The sequence below is a fragment of the Blautia sp. CGZ-1-C1 genome (genome assembly GCF_056504575.1).
The window spans coordinates 1-22,627 of the sequence record NZ_JBWLUT010000065.1; the positions used below are offsets into that span (position 1 = coordinate 1).

Consider the following 22,627-nt stretch of genomic DNA (forward strand, 5'->3'; position numbering starts at 1 on the left):
CCGGAGAAAACGGACAGGCAGAAGAACATAAACAGACGGAAGAGGAAGGTCAGGGAACAAATGACGGTCAGAATCCTGAGAGCAGTCAGCAGGTTTCGGATGTCAGATACTTTCTTACAGCATACATATCCGAGTATTTTCAGGTGGATGAAACAGGATTGAAGTATGATATGCAGGCGGAATCTGTGAAAATTCAGAATCAGAAAGGCCAGGAAACAGAAATTACGAAACTTACCTGCGAAGTACCGGTTAAAGATACACAAGCAGATACATTCAGTCTTAAAATACCGGTTTCACTGAGGGAGGAATATCGGATTTCTCCTGTTTCGGTATCCTATCCGGTGTGCCAGGATAAACTGTCTTTGAAAGAACAGACACAGGAAACATCAGGCGCTTATTTTTGGAAAAAGGCAGAGGATAATGCTCAGGTGCTTGCAGTGAGTGACGCAGCTTCTTTACAGGTGGCAGAGGCAAAGGCAGGGATTGAGGCAGAATTGCAGCCGGAAGTGGATAAAACACGATCTGGACAGAAGATTTCTTATGTATTAACAGTAAGTAACACAGGAGAACTTTCTCTGGAAAATATTGAGGTACGCAGCTCTTTTTCTATGGAGAATATAAAGGCCTCCTGGGAACAGATGGATGGATTTGTGGCAGATAGCGCACAGGGAGTAATTACTGCTTTACAGCCTGGTGAGACAAAGAAACTTCGCATGAACTTGCAACTTACAGAGAATCAGTCAGGAGAACTGATCCATACGGTGACTTTGAAAACCGGATATCCGGGCAAAGATGAGGAGATCAGTTGTCAGACAGATGCGCAAGTGGCAGTAGAGGAATTAAAAGCTGCATTTGAAGTGGAAAAGACAGCGGACAGAACACAGGCATATCCTGGAGATACGATTACTTATCAGATTTGTATCAGAAATACAGGAGAGCGGACGCTGCATTCGGTTCTTAGCACAGAGAGATTTCAAAATGCCGGAATTCTGGCGAAATTTGTGCAGAAGGAAGGGGTAACATTAAGCAATAATGGAACACAGGCCTTGATTCCACAGATTGCACCGGGAGAAGCTTTTGCACTTTATGCGACAGTGACGATTCCACAGTATTTTACAAGCCAGGAACTTGTCAATGAGGTGACGGTAATTTCTGATGAGACAGGCAGCCGGATCATGAAATCCCAGTCAAATGTTACTCTGACAACGAATACAAATACAGCGACCGTTACACCGGAGCCTACACCTGTAACAGTGCAGACTTACAGCGATGGATATGGCTATGCGTCAAAGTCTGCCGGTGCATATTCCGCTGCAAGTAAACCAAAGACAGGAGATGAGACGGAAATAGCATTGTATATCGTATTGGGGATTTTTGCAGTGATGTCAGGAATCAGTGCGTTTTATTATCTGAGAAGCCAAAAACGACATTGAAACGGGTGAGGAGGTGTGCTATTCTTATATAGAATAATGTTAGGGTCAAAAGGTTTTTTGACCCTAACTTGATATCACGGATTGCTCCGCAGCTATGCTGCTCCCGCAATCCTGGTATCATAAAAAACTTCGCCCGAATCCTTCTGAGATTTCGGGTTGGCAGGAAATGATATGGAGGATTAAAATGAAATTAGTATCCTTATTAGAAAGACTGGAATATACATGCCTTCAGGGCAGTACAGACCAGGAAGTAAAGAATGTTATTTACGACTCCCGAAAAGTCGAAGAAGGTTCTCTTTTTATCTGTATCAGAGGTGCGGTAGTGGACGGTCATAAATTTGTTCCGGATGTGATCGCAAAAGGAGCAAAGGTACTGGTTGTAGAGGAAGCTGTAGAAGCACCGGAAGATGTAACCGTTATTCTTGTGAAAGATACAAGATATGCAATGGCATTTATTTCCGCTGCATATTTTGGCCATCCGGCGGAGAAACTTAAAACAATCGGTATTACAGGAACTAAGGGAAAGACGACTACTACTTATATGGTAAAATCCATTCTGGAAAATGCCGGATATAAAGTAGGTCTGATCGGAACTATCGAGGCAATCATTGGTGATAAAGTGATTCCGGCGAAGAATACAACTCCTGAATCCTATATGATCCAGGAATACTTCCATGAGATGGTAGAGGCTGGATGTGACTGTGTTGTTATGGAAGTTTCTTCTCAGGGACTGATGCTTCACAGAACGCAGGGATTTATCTTTGATTTCGGTATCTTTACAAATATTGAGCCGGATCATATCGGACCGAATGAACACAAAGATTTTGATGATTATCTCAGATGCAAATCCTTATTGCTGAAACAGTGCAAAGTTGGAATCGTAAACAGGGATGATGAACATTTCGAGAAGATTATAGAAGGTCATACATGCAGTCTGGAGACTTATGGATTTTCGCCGGAAGCAGACCTTCGCGCAGAAGATGCAAAACTGGTCGGAGGAAAAGGTTATCTGGGAATTTCCTACCATTTAAAAGGACTTCTGGATTTCCACGTAGAAATTGATATTCCAGGTAAGTTCAGTATTTATAATTCACTGACAGCAATTGCAATCTGCCGCCATTTCAAAGTTTCAGAGGAGAATATCCTGAAAGCTTTAAAGGTAGCGAAAGTAAAAGGCCGTATCGAGATGGTGAAAGTTTCTGATGACTTTACACTGATGATTGATTATGCTCACAATGCAATGGCACTTGAGAGTCTTCTGACAACGCTGAAAGAATATCATCCGCACAGGCTGGTGTGTTTGTTTGGATGCGGAGGCAACAGGTCAAAGCTTCGCCGCTATGAAATGGGAGAAGTTTCAGGAAAGCTTGCAGACCTTACGATTATCACTTCCGATAATCCACGTGATGAAGAACCTCAGGCAATCATTGATGATATCAAAGTCGGTATGGCAAAAACAGATGGAAAATATGTGGAGATCGCTGACAGAAAAGAAGCAATCGCCTATGCCATCCATCATGGCGAACCTGGTGATATCATTGTTCTGGCAGGTAAGGGACATGAGGACTATCAGGAAATCAAAGGAAAGAAATATCCGATGGATGAACGTGTTCTGATCGCAGATATTCTTGCAGGAAAATAATAACAGGAAAGAGTTCATGATATACGCTGATATAATAATTGATATTTCCAGTGATAAACTGGACCGGAGCTTTCAATATCGTGTACCGGAAAGACTAGAGCAGGAGATAAAGGTGGGGATGGTAGTATCCATCCCCTTTGGAAACGCCAGCCAGCCACGTAAAGGATATGTGACAGGATTATCAAGAGAGCTTAAGATCGACGCTGAAAAAATAAAAGATATCTGTGAGATCTGCAGTGGCGAAGAGACGACAGAATCCCGTCTGATCGCATTGGCAGCTTGGATGAGAGAAAACTATGGTTCTACTATGATCCAGGCTTTAAAAACGGTACTTCCCATTCAGGAGAAGATAAAGGCAAAAGAGAAGAAATATATCTGCTTGGACATTCCGGAAAAGGAGGGGCATAAACTGCTTGCGGATCTTGAGAAGACAAGATTCCGGGCAAGGACAAGACTTCTGAGGGAACTTCTTGAGAAGAAGAGACTGGATTTTACTTTTGCCTCAAAGGAATTGGGGGCTACATCTGCTGTTGTAAAAAAAATGAAGGAGCAGGGCGTTATACGCATAGAATATGATGAAATAATGCGAAATTCATTAAATACCGGCGATATCGTGGCTGAGGATTCACTGCCTCTTACGGATGAACAGGAAACAGCGGTAAAACAGATTCTGGAAGAGTGGGAAAAGCCATTTCCCCGTCCAATGTTGATTGAGGGCGTGACAGGAAGTGGGAAAACCCAGGTATATATGAAATTGATCGAGAGCACGATCGCCCAGGGAAAACAGACAATAGTCCTGATTCCTGAGATCGCGCTTACTTATCAGACTGTGCGCAGATTTTACGCGAGGTTTGGCGATAAGGTGTCGGTAATCAATTCCAGACAATCCCAGGGAGAACGTTATGATCAGTTTAAACGTGCAAAAAGGGGAGAAGTTCAGGTGATGATCGGGCCAAGATCAGCATTGTTTACGCCGTTTGGCAATCTGGGGCTGATCATTATTGATGAAGAACATGAGCCTAGTTATAAGAGTGAAAGCAGTCCGCGTTACCATGCAAGGGAAACATCCATTAAGAGAGCCAGTCTGGAGAATGCGAGAGTTGTAATGGGATCGGCAACACCATCTGTGGAAGCTTACAGTCAGGCAATGAAAGGTGTTTATGGTCTTGTCAGATTAAATGCCAGATATGGAAGCAGACCTATGCCGCAGGTATCGATCGTAGATCTGCGAGAGGAATTAAAAGCCGGCAACAGATCTGTACTCAGCAGAGAATTGAGGGAAAAGATGAAACTCCGGTTTGAGAAGAAAGAGCAGGTGATACTCTTTCTGAACCGCAGGGGATATGCGGGGTTTGTTTCCTGTCGTTCCTGTGGACATGTGATGAAATGTCCGCATTGCGATGTCTCGTTATCAGAACATAATAATGAAAGACTTTTATGCCATTATTGTGGATATGAGATCAGAAAACCTCAGGCATGTCCGGTATGCGGGTCACCTTATATCGGTGGCTTCAAGGCCGGAACGCAGCAGATCGAGAAAGTGGTAAGAGAGACTTTTGTGGGAGTCCGTACGCTTAGAATGGACTTTGATACAACAAGAACGAAGGGCAGTTATGAGAAGATTCTGGCATCTTTTGCCAGACATGAGGCGGATGTGCTGATTGGAACGCAGATGATCGTCAAAGGTCATGACTTTCCGGATGTGACACTGGTAGGTGTTGTTGCGGCAGATTTGTCATTGAATGCGGAGGATTATCGGTGCGCAGAGCGGACATTCCAGCTCTTGTGTCAGGCAGCAGGACGTGGCGGCCGTGGTGAGAAACCGGGAGAAGCAGTGATACAGACGTATCATCCGGATCATTACAGTATCCAGGCAGCAGCGGTGCAGAATTATGAGGCTTTCTATGAGGAAGAAATGAGTTATCGCACGCTTATGGATTATCCGCCGGCTGCACATATGATGGCAGTTCTTGGATCGAGTCCGTCAGATGAGATTCTGGTTCAGGCAATGCATTATCTGAAACTGTACATACAAAGGATTTACAAAGAAAACGACCTTCATGTAATAGGACCGGCGTATGCGGCAGTTGGAAAAGTGAAGGATATTTACAGACAGGTGATTTATTTAAAACACGAAGATTATCAGGTATTGGTCAGAATCAAAGACCAGCTTGAAAAATATATAGAGATAAATTCCGGTTTCAGGAATATATATATACAGTTTGATTTTAGTTAATTAACGAAGCAGAAGAAAAGGAGAATGAAGAAATGGCACTTAGAACAATCAGAGTAGAAGGCGACGAAGTACTTACAAAGGTCAGCAGACCGGTGGATAAAATGACACCAAGAATCCATGATCTGATTACAGATATGCTTGACACCATGTATGATGCGATGGGTGTTGGCCTCGCTGCACCGCAGGTGGGAATTCTCAAGCGTATCGTTGTAATTGATATAGGAGAAGGCCCGATCGTGCTGATTAATCCTGAGATCATTGAGAAATCCGGAGAGCAGACTGGTGACGAGGGATGCTTAAGCGTTCCTGGAATGGCAGGACAGGTAACACGTCCGAATTATGTAAAGGTAAAAGCACAGGATGAGGATATGAATGAGGTAGAATACGAAGGAGAAGGCCTCCTTGCACGTGCATTCTGTCACGAACTGGATCATCTGGATGGACATATGTATACAGAGCTGGTAGAGGGAGAACTTCACCATGTTTCTTATGATGAAGATGAGGAATAATATTCTGATTGCATAAATTCGCATCGGATTTCTAGTGTACCAACAAGTTGATTTCTTGAACAACCTTACGTTTAAATTTCTTATTTCTGCGTTGTCGTCGGTCGCCGTAGCCACCGCTACGCCCCTCTCCTCCGCCTTGAAATAAAAAATTTATCCTGCAAGATTGTTTCAAGAATCAACTTGTCGGCACACAATAATAATGCAAATATACGTCAGTATGAATACACAGCAGAAAGAAAAGGTGACATATAATTATGAAAACAGTATTTATGGGAACTCCGGATTTTGCAGTGCCGCCGTTACGTGCACTGGTGGAAGCCGGATATGAGGTTGCAGCAGTAGTAACCCAGCCTGATAAACCAAAAGGAAGAGGCAAGACATTACTGCCGACACCTGTAAAAGAAGAGGCTCTTATGCATGAGATTCCTGTATATCAGCCGCGGAAGGTAAGAAATAATCCGGAATTTCTGGAGACTTTGAAAGAAATCAATCCGGATATCATCATTGTTGCTGCTTTTGGACAGATTATTCCAAAAGAAGTTCTGGAACTTCCGAAGTTTGGATGCATTAATATTCATGCATCACTTCTTCCGAAATACAGAGGTGCAGCCCCGATTCAGCAGGCAGTAATTGACGGAGAAAAAGAATCCGGTGTTACGATCATGCAGATGGGAGAAGGCCTTGATACCGGAGATATGATCTCAAAGATCGTGATTCCGTTATCACCGGAAGAAACAGGCGGAAGTCTGTTTGGAAAACTTGCACAGGCGGGAGCAGAGCTGCTTATCAAAACTTTGCCATCCATTGAGCAGGGAACAGCAGAATTTGAGAAACAGCCACAGGAGAGTCCGACACCATACGCATCCATGATCACCAAGCAGATGGGACATATGGATTTTAACAGACCGGCAGAAGAGCTGGAACGTCTTGTACGCGGGCTGAATCCATGGCCGAGTGCTTATACTTTTATTAATGGAAAAACTCTGAAAGTATGGAAATGTAAGGTCAGTGCAGAAGAAACAGATGCTGCACCGGGAACGGTATTTCTGACAGATAAAGATGGAATTCATGCCGCATGTGGACAGGGGGCGCTGATTCTTACAGAAGTACAGTTAGAAGGAAAGAAACGTATGGATACAGAGGCTTTCCTTCGTGGATATCATATTGAAAACGGAACTTGTTTTACAGATCATAAGGGGTGATTAGATGTACGGATATTATTTTGATCCTACTTATTTTTTACTGGTCATAGGAATGCTGTTATCTCTGGCTGCATCAGCAAGGGTAAAGAGTACATTTGCTATTTACAGCAGGGTGCGCAGTGCATCAGGACTTACAGGGGCGGAAGCTGCCAGAAGGATTCTTCATATGGCCGGAATCACTGATGTTACGGTTGTGCCGATATCAGGCAGCCTGACGGACCACTATGATCCGAGAAATAAGAGACTGGCACTTTCGCAGGATGTATATGACAGAACATCCGTTGCTGCTATTGGAGTTGCGGCCCATGAATGCGGGCATGCGATCCAGGATGCAACAAACTATGTACCGCTGAACCTGCGTTCTGCGATCGTACCGGTGGCGAATATTGGATCAACACTTTCCTGGCCATTATTTCTGGCAGGCTTGATTTTCTCTATTCGGCCACTTTTAACTCTTGGAATCATACTGTTCACTTTTGCAGTTCTTTTCCAGCTCGTGACGCTTCCGGTAGAATTTAATGCTTCTTCCAGAGCGCTGAAAATGCTTGGAAGTTCCGGAATGCTTGGAACAGATGAAGTAAAAGGAGCAAAGAAAGTTCTTACAGCAGCAGCACTTACTTATGTTGCTGCGCTTGCTGCATCTATTCTGCAGCTTTTAAGATTGATCATACTGGCCGGAGGAAGAGACCGTGACTAATGGAATAAATACCAGAGAACTGATATTACAGATTTTACTGGAAATTGAGGAAGAGGGAAAACACAGTCACATTGCGATTCGTAATGCCCTCTCCAAATACCAGTTCCTTCCAAGACAGGAGAGAGCTTTTATCACCAGAGTATGTGAGGGAACTCTGGAATATCGTATTTTAATAGATTATATAATTGATTCTTATTCAAAAGTAACTGTAGATAAAATGAAACCCGTAATCAGGGAAATCTTAAGAAGTGCTGTGTATCAGATCCGTTTTATGGATAGCGTACCAGACAGTGCCGTATGTAATGAGGCTGTGAAGCTGGCACAAAGAAAAGGTTTTTACAGCCTGAAACCGTTTGTCAACGGAGTGCTTCGGACGATTGCAAGAGAATGGAAGAATCTGAAGCTTCCGTCCAGGGAGGAGAATCTGGTCAGATATTTATCTGTCAGATATTCCATGCCGGAAACACTGGTAAACCGCTGGCTTGCGGATTACGGTGAAGAGAAGACAGAGAAAATTCTTGCAGATTTCCTGACAGAGAAGCCAATCACTGTGAGATGCAGAACACATAAATTCCCACAGGAAGAGATTTATCAGAGTCTTATAGATCAGGGAGTGGAGGTAAAACCGGCACCGTATCTTCCATATGCATATGAAATTTCAAATTATAACCATATTCTGGCGCTGGATGCCTTTATCCATGGAAAAATCCAGGTGCAGGATGTAAGTTCTATGCTGGTTGCAGAAGTTGCCAATCCACAGAAAGGTGACTACATTATCGATATGTGTGCAGCTCCTGGAGGAAAAAGTCTCCATGTGGGAGATAAAATGGGAGATTATGGAACCGTAGATGCCAGAGATGTAAGCCAGTATAAGGTAGACCTGATTGAAGAAAACATTCACAGAACAGATTCTATCAATGTACAGGCACATGTGATGGATGCCACAGTATTTGATGTGGATTCAGAGCTGAAAGCGGATATTGTTCTTGCAGATGTTCCATGTTCCGGATATGGAGTGATTGGCAAGAAGCCGGAGATCAAATACAGGGTAACTCCGCAGAAGCAGGAAGAGATTGTAATCTTACAGAGGACGATCCTGGATCGTGCCGCTGAGTACGTGAAACCGGGTGGAGCGCTGATCTTTAGTACCTGTACGATTGCGAAGGAAGAGAATGAAGAGAATATGATGTGGTTTATGAATAATCATCCATTTAAACTGGAGAGTATTGATCCATATCTGCCGGAAGAACTGCATTCAGAGACGACAGCGCTTGGATATCTTCAGCTTTTGCCGGGAGTACACAAAACGGACGGCTTCTTTATTGCGAAATTCAGGAGAAAATAAATAATGACAGATATTAAGTCAATGACAATAGATGAATTAAAGGAACTGATGACTGCTCTGGGTGACAAGCCGTTTAGGGCTAAGCAGATATACAGCTGGCTACATGAACATCTTGTGACTTCGTATGATGAGATGACGAATCTTTCCAAAAGTCTGCGAGAGAAGCTGAAAGAGTACCCGATCACAGCACTTGAGGTGGTGGATGTACAGACATCTAAGATTGATGGCACACAGAAATATCTGTTTCGCCTCAGTGATGGAAATGTGATCGAGAGTGTTCTGATGAGATATAAACATGGAAATTCTGTCTGTATCTCCTCGCAGGTAGGCTGCCGTATGGGATGCAGATTTTGTGCATCTACGATTGGTGGTCTGACCAGATGCCTTCTGCCGTCAGAGATGTTGGATCAGATTTACAGGATACAGGCGCTGACAGGAGAACGAGTATCAAATGTTGTAGTGATGGGAACAGGAGAACCCCTTGATAATTATGAAAATCTTCTTAGGTTTATACATATCCTGACAGAAGATGGCGGGCTTCATATCAGTCAGAGAAACCTGACTGTTTCCACCTGTGGACTGGTTCCGAAGATTTATGATCTTGCAAAAGAGAAACTTCAGATGACACTTGCACTTTCCCTTCATGCGCCAAATGATGTAAAACGCCGGGAACTGATGCCGATTGCCAATAAATACAGTATGGATGAGGTTTTGCAGGCCTGTCGTCATTATTTTGAAGAAACAGGGCGCAGGATCACATTTGAATACAGTCTGGTAGCGGGAGTAAATGACAGTGATGAGGATGCCAGAGAGCTTTCCGGCAGAATCAAAGATATCAACTGTCATGTAAATCTCATTCCTGTAAACCCGATCAAGGAACGTTCCTATGTGCGTTCAACCCGCCAGGCGGTGGAGAATTTCAAAATAAAACTTGAAAAATGTGGAATAAATGTTACTATTAGAAGGGAAATGGGCAGTGATATCGACGGTGCCTGTGGACAGTTAAGAAAAAGTTATATGGAAAAAACAGAAAGCGAGAAGTGACATGAGGATATATTCAGCTACTGATGTCGGACAAAAGCGGAAGATGAACCAGGATTATGTGTTCGCCTCCGCTGAGCCGGTTGGGAATCTTCCGAATCTGTTTGTCGTTGCAGACGGAATGGGTGGTCATAATGCAGGAGATTATGCATCCTCCCATGCAGTTACATCTATGGTGGAGGAGATCCGCCAGGATGCGGATTTTAATCCAATCAAGGTGATTCGTCATGCCATTGAATGTGTGAATACCGAAATTCTTACTCAGGCACAGCAGGATGAAAAACTGAGAGGAATGGGAACTACAATGGTAGCTGCTACGATTGTGGGACATTATGCTTATGTGGCAAATGTAGGTGACAGCAGACTTTATGTAGTCGGCGAACAGATCCAACAGATAACAAAAGATCACTCATTGGTGCAGGAGATGGTAAGGATGGGAGAACTTGATGCAGAGCAGGCAAGAAAACATCCTAAGAAAAATATCATTACAAGAGCGCTTGGAGCGGAAAAGACAGTAGATATTGATTTCTTCGATCTGAAACTGGAACCAGGAGATGTGGTTTTGATGTGTTCGGATGGACTGAGCAATATGGTTGAGGACAGTCAGATGCTGGAAATCATTTCTGACACTGATACAGATCTGGATGAAAAAGGCAGGATACTTATCAGAGAAGCAAACCGTAACGGCGGCAAGGATAATATTGCAATTGTTTTGATAGAACCATTCGCAGATGAGGTGAAAGCATGTTAAAAACGGGAACGATCATAGCCGAACGCTATGAGATATTAGGTAAAATTGGTACCGGCGGAATGGCGGACGTATACAAAGCAAAAGACCATAAGCTGAATCGGTTTGTTGCTGTAAAAGTTCTTAAGCCGGAATTTCGTGAGGATACAACATTTATCCGCAAATTCAGAAGTGAAGCCCAGGCGGCAGCAGTTCTGACACATCCAAATATAGTCAACGTGTTTGATGTCGGAGATGACAACGGCGTTTACTATATTGTTATGGAACTGATAGAGGGAATTACTCTTAAGGAGTATATTTCCAAGAAAGGGAAACTCTCTGTAAAAGAAGCGACAAGTATTGCGATTCAGGTGTCTATGGGACTTGAGGCAGCACACAGTCATGGAATCGTACACCGTGATGTGAAACCGCAGAACATTATCATCTCTATGGATGGTAAGGTAAAAGTTACAGATTTTGGAATTGCGAGAGCGGCATCTTCTAATACGATAAGCTCTAATGTAATGGGATCTGTTCATTATAGTTCACCGGAACAGGTACGTGGCGGATACAGCGATGAGAAGAGCGATATTTATTCACTTGGTATCACCATGTATGAGATGGTTACCGGCAAGGTTCCATTCGACGGGGATACAACAGTAGCAATCGCTATCAAGCATCTTCAGGAAGAGATGGTCCCGCCGAGTGTCTACACAGAGGAACTGCCACACAGTCTGGAACAGATCATTCTGAAATGTACACAGAAGAGTGTTGACCGCCGTTATCAGAATATGGAGGATGTGATCGCAGATCTGAAACATTCTCTTATTGATCCACAAGGGGATTTCGTAACTCTGACATCAGTAGATAATGAAGCAAAAACTGTTGTAATTTCAGATAAAGAGCTCGGCGAGATCAAGCATATGCCAAAGCAGATCGCGAAATCAGAACCGGAAGCTCTGGAAGAAGAAATCAATGAGACTGATTATGATGATGAACCGGAAGAGAAGTCTCGCAGAAAGAAATCAGGAAAGACTGAGAAGAAGAAAAAAGGCGGCGGTCATGGATTGACGATCGCAGTGCTTCTTCTGGGAGTTGTGATTCTTATTGCAATCATCCTCGTTGCAGGAAAAGCATCCGGATTACTTGGAAGCAAGAGTCAGACAGAGACAAAGACAGAAACAACAGATACATCGAAAACTGACGATGACGGAATGGTTACTGTACCGAATCTCGTAGGAAAGACAGAGGATGAGGCAAAGAATATCACAAAAGATATGAAACTTGGTATCCAGCCGATGGGTGAGGAAGCTTCCACTCAGGCGAAGGGAACGATTTCTTCCCAGGATATTCCACATGGAAGTAAGGTAGAACAGTATACGACCATTAAATATTATATCAGTAAGGGTGCGCAGCAGATCACAGTTCCTGATGTAGATGGACAGACTGGTGTGGATGCACAGCAGACTCTTGAAGATATGGGATTGACCGTTAATGTTCAGAAAGAATACAGCGAATTAAATGATGATGGCACTCCGCTTGTTGATCCTGGATATGCATATTCTACAACTCCGGATGCCGGAGCATCTGTTTCAGCAGGTGATACAGTTACACTGGTTGTCAGCCGGGGTGTTGACTATGGTGACAGTGTAGAAGTTCCGAGTGTTGTCGGAATGACAAAGAATGATGCAGTTACTACTTTTGGTAAATTCCTCAATGTAGAAGTAAAAGAGGAAAGAAGTACAGATGTAGCTGCCGGAGAGGTAATCTCTCAGGAACCGGAAGCTGGCAACTGGGAAGATCCGGATACAGTTAATGTTGTGATCACAGTAAGTACGGGAGATCAGGATCCTGCATCTGTGCAGAATACGGATACTGCAAATGCAGCAGGTACATCAGACAGTGCAGCACAGACAACTGATACTGCATCAACAGATAACAGCGCGGCTGTGGCAGCAGGAGAAGTGTGGAAATGTACCCAGACTCTGAATACTCCGGCAGGATATACAGGTGGCCCGGTCCGTCTGGAACTGATTCAGAATGTAAATGGAACACCGACAGCATCTGTTGTTTTGCAAGATCAGGTAATACAGTTCCCATATGATCTGGATATCACAGGAGCACCTGGTATCAGTGAAGGTACTTTATATCTGTCCGAGCAGATTAACGGAACTTATCAGGAACTTGGAAATTATTCCATTACGTTCGCTAAGGCAGAGTAATCCATGCAGGGAAAGATAATTAAAGGGATTGCAGGATTTTATTACATCTATGCAGAGAATGATGAGATTTATGAATGCAAAGCCAAAGGAATATTCAGAAAAGATAAACAGAAACCTCTTGTCGGGGATAACGTGGAAATTGAAGTTTTGGATGAACAGGAGAAGGAGGGCAGTGTAACTGCCATCCTTGCCAGAAAAAATTCACTGATCCGTCCGGCGGTTGCCAATGTAGATCAGGCGTTTGTGATTTTTGCAATGGAGAATCCGAAACCTAATTTTATGTTGCTGGATCGTTTCCTGATCATGATGGAGAAGGAAGAAGTTCCGGCAGTGATATGTTTTAATAAGAAAGATCTCGCAAAACAGGAAGAACTGGAACTTTTGTATGAGACATATAAGAGTTGTGGATATCATGTGATTTTTTCCAGCACTTTCAACGGAGACGGACTGGATGAAATCCGGGAGATTCTCCAGGGAAAGACAACAGTAGTTGCCGGTCCTTCAGGTGTGGGAAAATCCTCAATTACTAATGCATTGCAGGAAAATGTACAGATGGAAACAGGGGAAATAAGTAAGAAGTTAAAGCGTGGAAAACATACGACACGCCATTCGCAGGTAATTCCGGTAGGACATGACACCTATCTGATGGATACGCCTGGATTTTCTTCTTTATACCTTACGGATATAGAAGAACAGGAGCTTAAAGATTATTTTCCGGAGTTTCGTAAATATGAAGATCAGTGCAGATTTCAGGGATGCAGGCATATCCATGAACCGGACTGTGGCGTAAAGAAAGCGTTGGCTGAACACAAAATCAGTCAGCTTCGATATGAAGATTACCTGGGACTTTATGACGAATTAAAAGAGAAAGGAGATTCTAATTATGTATCAGTTGTGCCCTTCTATTTTATCGGCAGATTTTAACCGTTTGGGCGAACAGATTAAAATTCTGGAGAAGGAAGGGATCGAATGGCTCCATATTGATGTTATGGATGGTGATTTTGTACCAAGCATCTCTTTTGGAATGCCGGTGATCAAGTCTATTCGAAAGGAATCAAAGATGTTCTTTGATGTACATCTTATGGTGACTGAGCCTGAGAGATATATCAGAGACTTTGTTGAATGTGGTGCAGATTCTATTACAGTGCATGCAGAAGCATGTGAAGATTTAGAGAGAACAATTGAACAGATCCGTGAAGCCGGTGTGAAAGTAGGAATTTCTATCAAACCTGCTACGCCTGTAAATGACATCAGTCATATGCTTCAGGATGTGGACATGGTTCTTATTATGACTGTACAGCCGGGATTTGGCGGACAGAAATATATGGATGAATGCACAGAGAAAATTAAGGAAGTACGTGAACTGATCGAAGCTGAGAATCTGGATGTAGATGTTCAGGTTGATGGCGGAATCAATGATGAGACAATGGAAACAGTGTTGACAGCAGGTGCAAATCTGCTGGTAGCCGGTTCTTATGTTTTCAAGGGCAATCTGGAGAAAAATGTAAAACATGCAAAAGAACAGATGGATGAGATCATAAGAAAAATTGACTGAGGAACAGCATGATAGATACGATAATTGTAAGCGGGGGCGATATCCAGAGTGATTTTGCCCTCTATTTTTTAAAAAAGAATATAGAAAAAGCCGGAAGAGAAAATATACGTCTGATCGCGGCGGACCGCGGTCTGGAGTTCTTTCTGGATTATCTGATCTTACCGGATGTAGTGATTGGAGACTTTGACAGCCTTTCGGAGGATGGAAAAAATTTTCTGGAAATGCAAAACGAAGATATTCCATACGGTGGGATGCTGGAGTGGAAATTGCAAAAAGGTGAAGGAAAAGTAGTCGAAGTCGTGCGTCTGCGTCCTGAGAAGGATGATTCCGATACACAGTCTGCAATGAACTATGCAATCCAAAATGGCGCGAAAGAAATTGTGATCCTCGGCGTGACAGGAAACAGAGTAGATCATCTGATGGCGAATTTCGGTCTGCTCATCCTGGCGCAGAAACAGGACACAGAGGTGGCACTGGCAGATCGCTATAATTACATGAAGCTCATCCCCAGCGGAACAATTCTTAAAAAAGCAGAACAGTTTGGAAAGTACGTGTCATTTTTCCCGTTGGGAGGAGATGTGACAGGTCTGACACTGGAAGGATTTAAATATCCTCTGGATAAATACCACCTGACAACTGCTGACAGCGGACTGACAGTCAGCAATGAAATCAGTGAGGAATATGCAAAAGTAACTTACGAATCAGGGACACTTCTTATGATTATGTCGCGAGATTAACCGAATCAGGTAAGTCCCCTGCTTCATTTTATTTTTCATATCTCTTGTATCGCCGATATTGTCACATGTGCAGTGAACAGCAACTTGCACATCATAAGGGGTTATGATAAAATAATGAAAGTATTTGTGTAAAAATATAAAAGATGACAAAAGTAAAGGGCTCTTTTGCCTTTGCCATCATACAATTTGATCTGATGCGATTATCATAAGATCAGTACATTAAAAGGAGAAATATTAAAGAGATGAAACTGGGAATTGTTGGATTACCAAACGTTGGAAAAAGTACATTATTTAACTCGTTGACAAAAGCAGGAGCAGAATCCGCAAACTATCCATTCTGTACGATCGACCCGAACGTAGGTGTCGTTACTGTGCCGGATGAGAGACTGAAACTTCTGGGTGATTTTTATCATTCTAAAAAAGTGACACCTGCTGTGATTGAATTCGTAGATATCGCAGGGCTTGTAAAAGGAGCATCCAAAGGTGAAGGACTTGGAAACCAGTTCCTTGCAAACATCCGTGAGGTAGATGCAATCGTTCATGTGGTACGTTGCTTCGAGGATTCAAATGTCATCCATGTAGATGGAAGTATTGATCCTCTTCGTGATATTGAAACAATCAACCTTGAGCTGATCTTCTCAGACCTTGAGATTCTTGAGAGAAGAATCGCTAAAGTTACAAAGACAGCACGTATGGACAAAGAGGCTGCCAAGGAACTTGATTTCCTTCAGAAAGTAAAAGCTCATCTGGAAGATGGCAAGATGGCAATCACTATGGAACTTGAGAGCGAAGATGAAGAAGGCTGGATGGCTACTTACAATCTGCTCACATGGAAACCAGTGATCTATGCGGCAAATGTTGCAGAGGATGATCTGGCTGATGACGGTGCGAATAATGCGCATGTACAGGCAGTACGCAAATATGCGGCAGAACAGAACAGTGAGATTTTTGTAATCTGTGCAGAGATCGAAGAAGAGATTTCCGAACTGGATGAAGATGAAAAGAAAATGTTCCTCGAAGATCTTGGATTAACAGAATCTGGTCTTGAGAAACTTGTAAAAGCAAGTTATCATCTCCTTGGACTGATGAGTTTCCTTACTGCCGGTGAAGATGAGACAAGAGCATGGACCATTAAGATCGGTACAAAAGCTCCTCAGGCAGCAGGTAAGATCCATACAGATTTTGAGCGAGGATTTATCAAAGCTGAAGTTGTAAATTATCAGGATCTTCTGGACTGCGGTTCCTATGCAGGCGCCAGAGAGAAAGGTCTTGTAAGAATGGAAGGTAAAGAATACATTGTACAGGATGGAGATGTAATTTTATTCCGTTTCAATGTATAATAAACGGGTGATATATGGAAATGTCGATACGTTTTCCGGGACTTGACCTGGTTTTGAGTTATGTGCCCCGTTCATTTCAGATATTTGGAATGGAGTTTACCATTTATGGTGTGCTGATCGCAATCGGTGCACTTCTGGGGATGGGGCTTGTGACACTTGAGGCGAAACGAAGTGGGGAAGACCAGAATAAATATCTGGATATGACGATTATTTCGCTTTTGTTCTCTGTGGTCGGTTCCAGGCTGTTTTATGTGGCTTTTTCATGGGAACTTTATAAGGGAAATTTAAATGAAATCCTGGATTTTCGAAATGGTGGATATGCTTTCTATGGAGGCCTGCTTGCCGGCTGCTGTGCAGCGGCAGTATTTTGCAAACTTGCAAAGATGTCATTCTGGCGGGCAGCGGATATTGCAAGTCTGGGAATTCTTCTGGGGCAGATAATCGGACGATGGGGAAATTTTTTTAACAGAGAGTCCTTTGGAGAATATGCAGATTTTCCATGGGTAATGCAGCTTCCACTTTCTGCTGTGCGCTCGGGGGAAGTTTCCGGAAATATGCGTGATAATCTGCTGACTGTAGATGGGATTTCATATATTCAGGTACAACCGGTTTTTCTCTATGAAAGTCTGTGGTGCCTGATTTTATTGCTGTTATTACTGGCTCTTAGAAGGAAGAAAAGATTTGAGGGGGAATTATTTATGATCTATCTGGCAGGATATGGTCTCGGAAGATTCTTCTTCGAATGGCTCAGAACAGATAAACTTTATATTCCGGGAACAAAACTGGGAATTTCTCTGATAATTTCTGCGGCATTGTTCATCATCTGCACACCGGTAGTGATCGTGCGTGGAGTGATGACACAGAAAAGAGATGCCATACGCAGGCGGAGGAGAAAACGTTTTCTGCTGGATGAAATCCGGAAAAAAGAGAATGAGGAGCAGAAAGATACTTCTGAAGTCAGTACCGAACTGAAAATAAAAGCACAGTCAGGTACTGATAAAGAGGTCAGCCTGTTGAAGTTAAATAAGGAACATCTGAATGCAGATATAGATGAGAATACAGACATAAGTAAGAATGCAGAATCAGAGACAAAGATGCAGGCGGATGCAGACAGAAATCAGGAAATACAAAATCTACCAGAAGAACAGAAGCAAGATGTGCAGAGTATTCCATCAGAGATAAATGATCAGCTTGAGAAGAATAAAAATGCTGATAAAAAAGAAACGCAGACAAAAGTAGCTGAAAAAAAATCAGAAGATTCGGATGAAAATGTGAACTGGGAAAACTCAGAATATGCACATATTCCAGAAGAGTGGAGGCAACATGTGGGAAATTCTCCCACAAATTCTAAAGAAGATGTATAAAAAACAACAGATCTGAAAGTTGAGTGGGGTGAAAGTGGTATTTCATCCCACTTTTTACGTATAAAATTTATATTTTTTCTTAAAAATAAGGTTATTTCATAAATGTTAACAGAGTTCTAAATTTCAAAAATCTGTTTCTCCCCCTTGTTTTTTCAGCCTAAATAGTTTAGAATAAACACATAAGTGGTAGAAAGTGGTGAATAGTGGTGGTGAATGGGGGAATAATGGCAGAGAAGACCATTACCACCTGAGAAATCTGAAGGGGAGAATCAGATTTCGTGAGAGTAGGTGAGTAACATGTTCATGGGAGAGTATAACCACACGATCGACGCGAAGGGGCGCCTGATCATTCCTTCTAAATTCAGGGAACTCTTAGGGGAAGAGTTTGTTTTGACAAAAGGACTTGATGGCTGTCTTTCTATTTATCCGATGGATGAATGGGAATCCTTTGAAATGAAACTCAGAGCATTACCACTTACAAATAAAAATGCGAGAACTTTTTCACGATTTTTTGTTGCCGGAGCAACTACATGCGAACTGGACAAACAGGGGCGAATCCTTGTACCGCAGACTCTGCGTGAATTTGCAGGTTTAGAGAAGGATGTAGTTCTGACTGGTAATCTGAACAGGATCGAAGTTTGGAGCAAAGAAAAGTGGAGCGAGAACTGTAATTATGATGACATGGACAGCATTGCAGAGAGCATGCAGGACCTGGGAATCACTATTTAATCAGGAATCGTTTAAAGTATCTTGCAGAGTAAATCCAGACAGGAGACGGATATGGAATTTAAACACAAATCTGTATTACTGGAAGAGACCATTGAAGGTTTGAATATCAAACCAGACGGAATCTACGTGGATGGCACTTTAGGAGGTGCGGGACATGCCCGTGAGGTATGTAAGAAGCTTTCTGCCAAGGGGAGATTTATTGGCATAGATCAGGACCAAGATGCGATAATTGCTGCGAGTGAGAGGTTAGCACCCTTTAAACAGGCTACTGTCATTCGCAGCAATTATTGTTACATGGTACCGGAACTGGCAGCAAGAGGCATCAACAAAGTCGACGGGATTCTACTTGACCTTGGAGTATCTTCCTATCAGCTTGATAATGAGGAGCGCGGTTTTACCTACAGGGTAGATGCGCCGCTTGATATGCGAATGGATCAGCGCCAGATGCAGACAGCCAGTGATATTGTCAATGGCTATGAAGAGAAAGAGTTATACCGTATCATTCGTGACTACGGTGAAGATAAATTTGCGAAGAACATCGCAAAACATATAGTTGCCGCAAGGCAGGTGAAGCCGATCACTACGACCGGAGAACTCACAGAGATCATCAGGGAATCTATCCCAATGAAGATGCAGGTGAAATCAGGACATCCCGCTAAGAGAACTTTTCAGGCAATCCGAATTGAACTTAACAGGGAGCTTGATGTACTGAGAGATTCACTGGATGGAATGATTGATATCCTTGATGACGGAGGAAGACTTTGCATCATCACTTTTCACTCACTAGAAGACAGAATCGTTAAGACGATTTTCAGAAAAAATGAGAATCCATGTACATGTCCTTCAGATTTCCCGGTATGTGTATGTGGAAAGAAATCAAAGGGAAAAGTGATCACAAGAAAGCCGATTCTTCCCGGGGAGACAGAGATGGAAGAAAATCCGCGTTCTAAGAGTGCAAAGCTTAGAATTTTTGAGAGAGTATTATAATTAGAGAGGCATGAAATGGCGAAAACGACCAGGACTGAAACAGCTAGAAGAAGCAGGAACAATGCCAGAGTAAACAGAGGAATGTATGTTGAGGGAAATACGGTCAGACGACTTGCGGAAGTTCCGGAGAGAACCAGACAGCCGCAGAGACCATATCCGGGAAAACAGCAGCCGAATCGAAACCGCAGGGTGCAGGCCCAGCCGGCACCGGTACCAAAGCAGAAACATCAGTTAAGTAAAGAAGCACAGAAGAACAGACAGAAAGCAGCAGCAATGAACTGGGGATTTGTAGCATTTCTGGCTGTTATGTGTGTAGCTATATTGTTTTGCTCTGTGAAGTATCTGCGGTATAAATCGGAGATCACAGCGAAAATGAGTACAGTCGCATCCCTTGAGGAAGAGCTGGCAAGCTTAAAAGAAGATAATGATGCATATTACAGTCAGGTCACATCTAATGTGGATCTGAATCAGATCAAGCAGACTGCACTGGGAAGACTGGGAATGAAATATCCATCAGATGATCAGACAGTAACCTATTCTACATCCGGCAACAGCTATGTGAGACAGTATCAGGATATACCAGATTCAAAGTAGGTGATTAATTGAGTAATACACGAAAAAGAGGCCGCAGAAAACCTAAGAGAAAAATAAATCAAAAGATGAAAGAGAAGCTGGTAATACTATTTGGACTAGTATTACTGGCTTTAGTAGTATTAATACTAAGAATTACATTTATTAATGCTACTGATGGAAGAAAATATAAGAAACAGGTATTAAGCCAGGCTCAGCAGAAATATGAAAGTCAGGTACTGCCGGCAAAAAGAGGCGATATTTATGATAAAAACGGAAATATCCTGGCCACCAGCAATAAAGTTTATAATGTGATCCTGGATTGTAAAACAGTAAATTCCGATGAGGATTACGTAGAGCCGACGATTCGGGCGTTAAACGAAGTGTTGGGAATTGACGAAGAAACGGTGCGCTCTCTTCTGTCAGATTCAAGAACGAGCAAGAGCCAGTATCAGATTCTGATGAAACAGTTATCTATGGATAAGAAGAAAGAATTTGAGGCATATAAGGCTGAAGATGAGGATTCGGGACTCACAGCTGCACAGGCAAAAGAGAGAGATGACATCAAAGGTATCTGGTTTGAGGAAGATTACCTGAGAAGTTATCCGTTTAATGAAACTGCCTGTGATACGGTTGGGTTTGCACTGGACAGAGATGTTGCAGATATCGGATTGGAAGGATATTATAACAGCACGCTGACAGGTGTGGATGGAAGACAGTATGGATATATCAATAATGATTCAGACGTAGAACAGACAATCATTCCTGCTGTAAATGGTAAGAGTATTCAGACAAGCATTGATATCGGGGCACAGCAGATCGTTGAGAAGTATGTCAATGGATTTAAAGAAGCAATGGGAGCCGAGAATATCGGTGTTATTGTCGAGAATCCTTCCACTGGTGAGATTATTGCCATGGATGGCGGTGACCGTTATGATCTGAATAATCCGCGAGATTTATCTAATGTATATACTGAAGATGAAATTAAAGCTATGAATGATGAGGAAACGGTTGAGGCTTTAAATGGTATGTGGAGCAACTTCTGTGTGACAGATGCCTATGAACCGGGATCTGTAGTAAAACCGATCGTTATGGCTTCTGCACTGGAAAAAGGTGCAATTCAGGAGACAGATACATTCGTGTGTGATGGTTCTCAGACTTTCGGAGATACCATGATTAAATGTGCGGTTTATCCAAGTGCACATGGTACGGAAACACTGGGCGAAGTAATCGCCAACTCCTGTAATGATGCGATGATGCAGATTGGCGCCAAGATGGGAGCTACCCAGTTTATCAAGGCGCAGAGTCTGTTTAACTTCGGAACGAGAACTGGGATCGACCTTCCAAATGAAGGCGCCGGCATTATCCATACGAAAGATTCCATGGGAGAGACAGAGCTTGCCTGCTCAGCTTTCGGCCAGGGATTTACCTGCACAATGATCCAGGAAGTAAATGCAATGAGTTCTGTTATCAATGGCGGATATTATTATCAGCCACATCTGGTAACAAAAATTCTGGACAGCAATGGCAGTACAGTAAAAACGATTACGCCAACACTTCTGAAACAGACGATTTCTTCAAGAATCTCAAGTGATATCAGAAGTTACATGGCATTAAGTGTACAGCAGGGTACCAGCCGCCATTCTAAAGTACAGGGTTACAGTTCAGGTGGTAAAACAGGTACAGCCGAGAAATATCCTCGAGGAAATGGCAAATATCTGGTTTCTTTTATTGGATTTGCACCTGTCGATGATCCGGCAGTTGTAATCTATGTAGTAGTCGATGAGCCGAATGTTGATGATCAGGCAAACAGTACTTATCCACAGTATATTGCACAGGGAATTCTTTCTGAACTCCTGCCTTATCTGAATGTAACACCGGATGAATCAGAAGATGGAACAGTACCGGAGACAGAGTTATGGGAAGGCTTTAAAGGACACTTAAAGAGTGTTTCAGGCGGCGCACTGAACAGTGACGGAAACCTGGAAGACGCAGATGGAAATCTTATTGACTGGGATGGAAACCGAATTGATGAAAATGGATATCTGTTAGATGCTAACGGAGATCATATTTTAGATGATAATGGAAATTATAAGATGTCCACAAATCTGGTTTCTGCTGCAGGAAGTACAGATACAGACTCCTCCGGAGATGCAGTTTCCAATCCGGATGCACCTGCACCGCTGGAAGATGATGAGGCGGAGACAACACAGGATAATAATGCAGAGAGTGATGGCATCACAAACGAAGAAGCCGGACTGGAATAAGGAATTATTTATGACGGTTTATGG

The 22,627-nt window shown here is 42.9% G+C and carries 19 protein-coding genes; all 19 read left to right on the plus strand.

What is annotated here, in order from left to right:
- The coding region (locus AC058W_RS04805; RefSeq protein WP_479389775.1) for an LPXTG cell wall anchor domain-containing protein at positions 1-1,433 on the plus strand (1,433 nt) is incomplete at its 5' end.
- 184 nt (positions 1,434-1,617) lie between these two features.
- Positions 1,618-3,075 carry a UDP-N-acetylmuramoyl-L-alanyl-D-glutamate--2,6-diaminopimelate ligase gene (locus AC058W_RS04810; protein ID WP_178761095.1) on the plus strand — a complete coding sequence of 486 codons (1,458 nt, stop codon included), beginning with the start codon at positions 1,618-1,620 and terminating at the stop codon, positions 3,073-3,075.
- Between the two features lie 16 nt (positions 3,076-3,091).
- Positions 3,092-5,311 carry a replication restart helicase PriA gene (gene priA, locus AC058W_RS04815; protein ID WP_479389776.1) on the plus strand — a complete coding sequence of 740 codons (2,220 nt, stop codon included), beginning with the start codon at positions 3,092-3,094 and terminating at the stop codon, positions 5,309-5,311.
- Positions 5,312-5,343: 32 nt separating this feature from the next.
- Positions 5,344-5,820 (plus strand): peptide deformylase, encoded by a 477-nt coding sequence (def, locus tag AC058W_RS04820; RefSeq protein WP_117674367.1) that lies wholly within the window; start codon positions 5,344-5,346, stop codon positions 5,818-5,820.
- 254 nt (positions 5,821-6,074) lie between these two features.
- Positions 6,075-7,022 carry a methionyl-tRNA formyltransferase gene (gene fmt, locus AC058W_RS04825; protein ID WP_117674368.1) on the plus strand — a complete coding sequence of 316 codons (948 nt, stop codon included), beginning with the start codon at positions 6,075-6,077 and terminating at the stop codon, positions 7,020-7,022.
- Positions 7,023-7,026: 4 nt separating this feature from the next.
- The gene (locus AC058W_RS04830) at positions 7,027-7,719 is read left to right on the plus strand and encodes a zinc metallopeptidase (protein ID WP_117674369.1); all 693 of its coding nucleotides are present in this window, start codon (positions 7,027-7,029) and stop codon (positions 7,717-7,719) included.
- On the plus strand, positions 7,712-9,064 hold the full coding sequence (gene rsmB, locus AC058W_RS04835; RefSeq protein WP_118516567.1) for a 16S rRNA (cytosine(967)-C(5))-methyltransferase RsmB: 1,353 nt from the start codon (positions 7,712-7,714) through the stop codon (positions 9,062-9,064). Before AC058W_RS04830 ends, rsmB begins: the two co-directional genes overlap by 8 nt.
- A 3-nt stretch (positions 9,065-9,067) precedes the next feature.
- Complete coding sequence (rlmN, locus tag AC058W_RS04840; protein ID WP_117674371.1) at positions 9,068-10,108, plus strand: dual-specificity RNA methyltransferase RlmN; 1,041 nt, start codon at positions 9,068-9,070, stop codon at positions 10,106-10,108.
- Between the two features lies 1 nt (position 10,109).
- Positions 10,110-10,856: a Stp1/IreP family PP2C-type Ser/Thr phosphatase gene (locus AC058W_RS04845; RefSeq protein WP_117674372.1), complete on the plus strand. Its 747-nt coding sequence runs from the start codon at positions 10,110-10,112 to the stop codon at positions 10,854-10,856.
- Positions 10,850-13,054 (plus strand): Stk1 family PASTA domain-containing Ser/Thr kinase, encoded by a 2,205-nt coding sequence (pknB, locus tag AC058W_RS04850; protein WP_118590490.1) that lies wholly within the window; start codon positions 10,850-10,852, stop codon positions 13,052-13,054. Before AC058W_RS04845 ends, pknB begins: the two co-directional genes overlap by 7 nt.
- Positions 13,055-13,057: 3 nt before the next feature.
- On the plus strand, positions 13,058-13,978 hold the full coding sequence (gene rsgA, locus AC058W_RS04855; RefSeq protein WP_479389777.1) for a ribosome small subunit-dependent GTPase A: 921 nt from the start codon (positions 13,058-13,060) through the stop codon (positions 13,976-13,978).
- Positions 13,938-14,609: a ribulose-phosphate 3-epimerase gene (gene rpe / locus AC058W_RS04860; RefSeq protein ID WP_178761097.1), complete on the plus strand. Its 672-nt coding sequence runs from the start codon at positions 13,938-13,940 to the stop codon at positions 14,607-14,609. Before rsgA ends, rpe begins: the two co-directional genes overlap by 41 nt.
- 8 nt (positions 14,610-14,617) lie before the next feature.
- Positions 14,618-15,346 carry a thiamine diphosphokinase gene (locus tag AC058W_RS04865; RefSeq protein ID WP_117844131.1) on the plus strand — a complete coding sequence of 243 codons (729 nt, stop codon included), beginning with the start codon at positions 14,618-14,620 and terminating at the stop codon, positions 15,344-15,346.
- A 242-nt stretch (positions 15,347-15,588) separates the two neighbouring features.
- A complete protein-coding gene (ychF, locus tag AC058W_RS04870) occupies positions 15,589-16,686 on the plus strand; it encodes a redox-regulated ATPase YchF (RefSeq protein ID WP_117674377.1) in 1,098 nt (365 codons plus the stop codon).
- 20 nt (positions 16,687-16,706) lie between these two features.
- Positions 16,707-18,050: a prolipoprotein diacylglyceryl transferase gene (gene lgt, locus AC058W_RS04875; protein ID WP_243009304.1), complete on the plus strand. Its 1,344-nt coding sequence runs from the start codon at positions 16,707-16,709 to the stop codon at positions 18,048-18,050.
- A 297-nt stretch (positions 18,051-18,347) separates the two neighbouring features.
- Positions 18,348-18,779, plus strand: a complete 432-nt coding sequence (gene mraZ / locus AC058W_RS04880) for a division/cell wall cluster transcriptional repressor MraZ (RefSeq protein WP_117674379.1) — start codon at positions 18,348-18,350, stop codon at positions 18,777-18,779.
- A 51-nt stretch (positions 18,780-18,830) separates the two neighbouring features.
- Positions 18,831-19,766, plus strand: coding sequence for a 16S rRNA (cytosine(1402)-N(4))-methyltransferase RsmH (rsmH, locus tag AC058W_RS04885; protein ID WP_117674380.1), 936 nt, complete (start codon positions 18,831-18,833; stop codon positions 19,764-19,766).
- A gap of 15 nt (positions 19,767-19,781) precedes the next feature.
- Positions 19,782-20,360 (plus strand): FtsB/FtsL family cell division protein, encoded by a 579-nt coding sequence (locus tag AC058W_RS04890; protein WP_178761100.1) that lies wholly within the window; start codon positions 19,782-19,784, stop codon positions 20,358-20,360.
- An 8-nt stretch (positions 20,361-20,368) separates the two neighbouring features.
- Positions 20,369-22,603, plus strand: a complete 2,235-nt coding sequence (locus AC058W_RS04895) for a peptidoglycan D,D-transpeptidase FtsI family protein (protein WP_479389778.1) — start codon at positions 20,369-20,371, stop codon at positions 22,601-22,603.
- Positions 22,604-22,627: the final 24 nt, after the last annotated feature.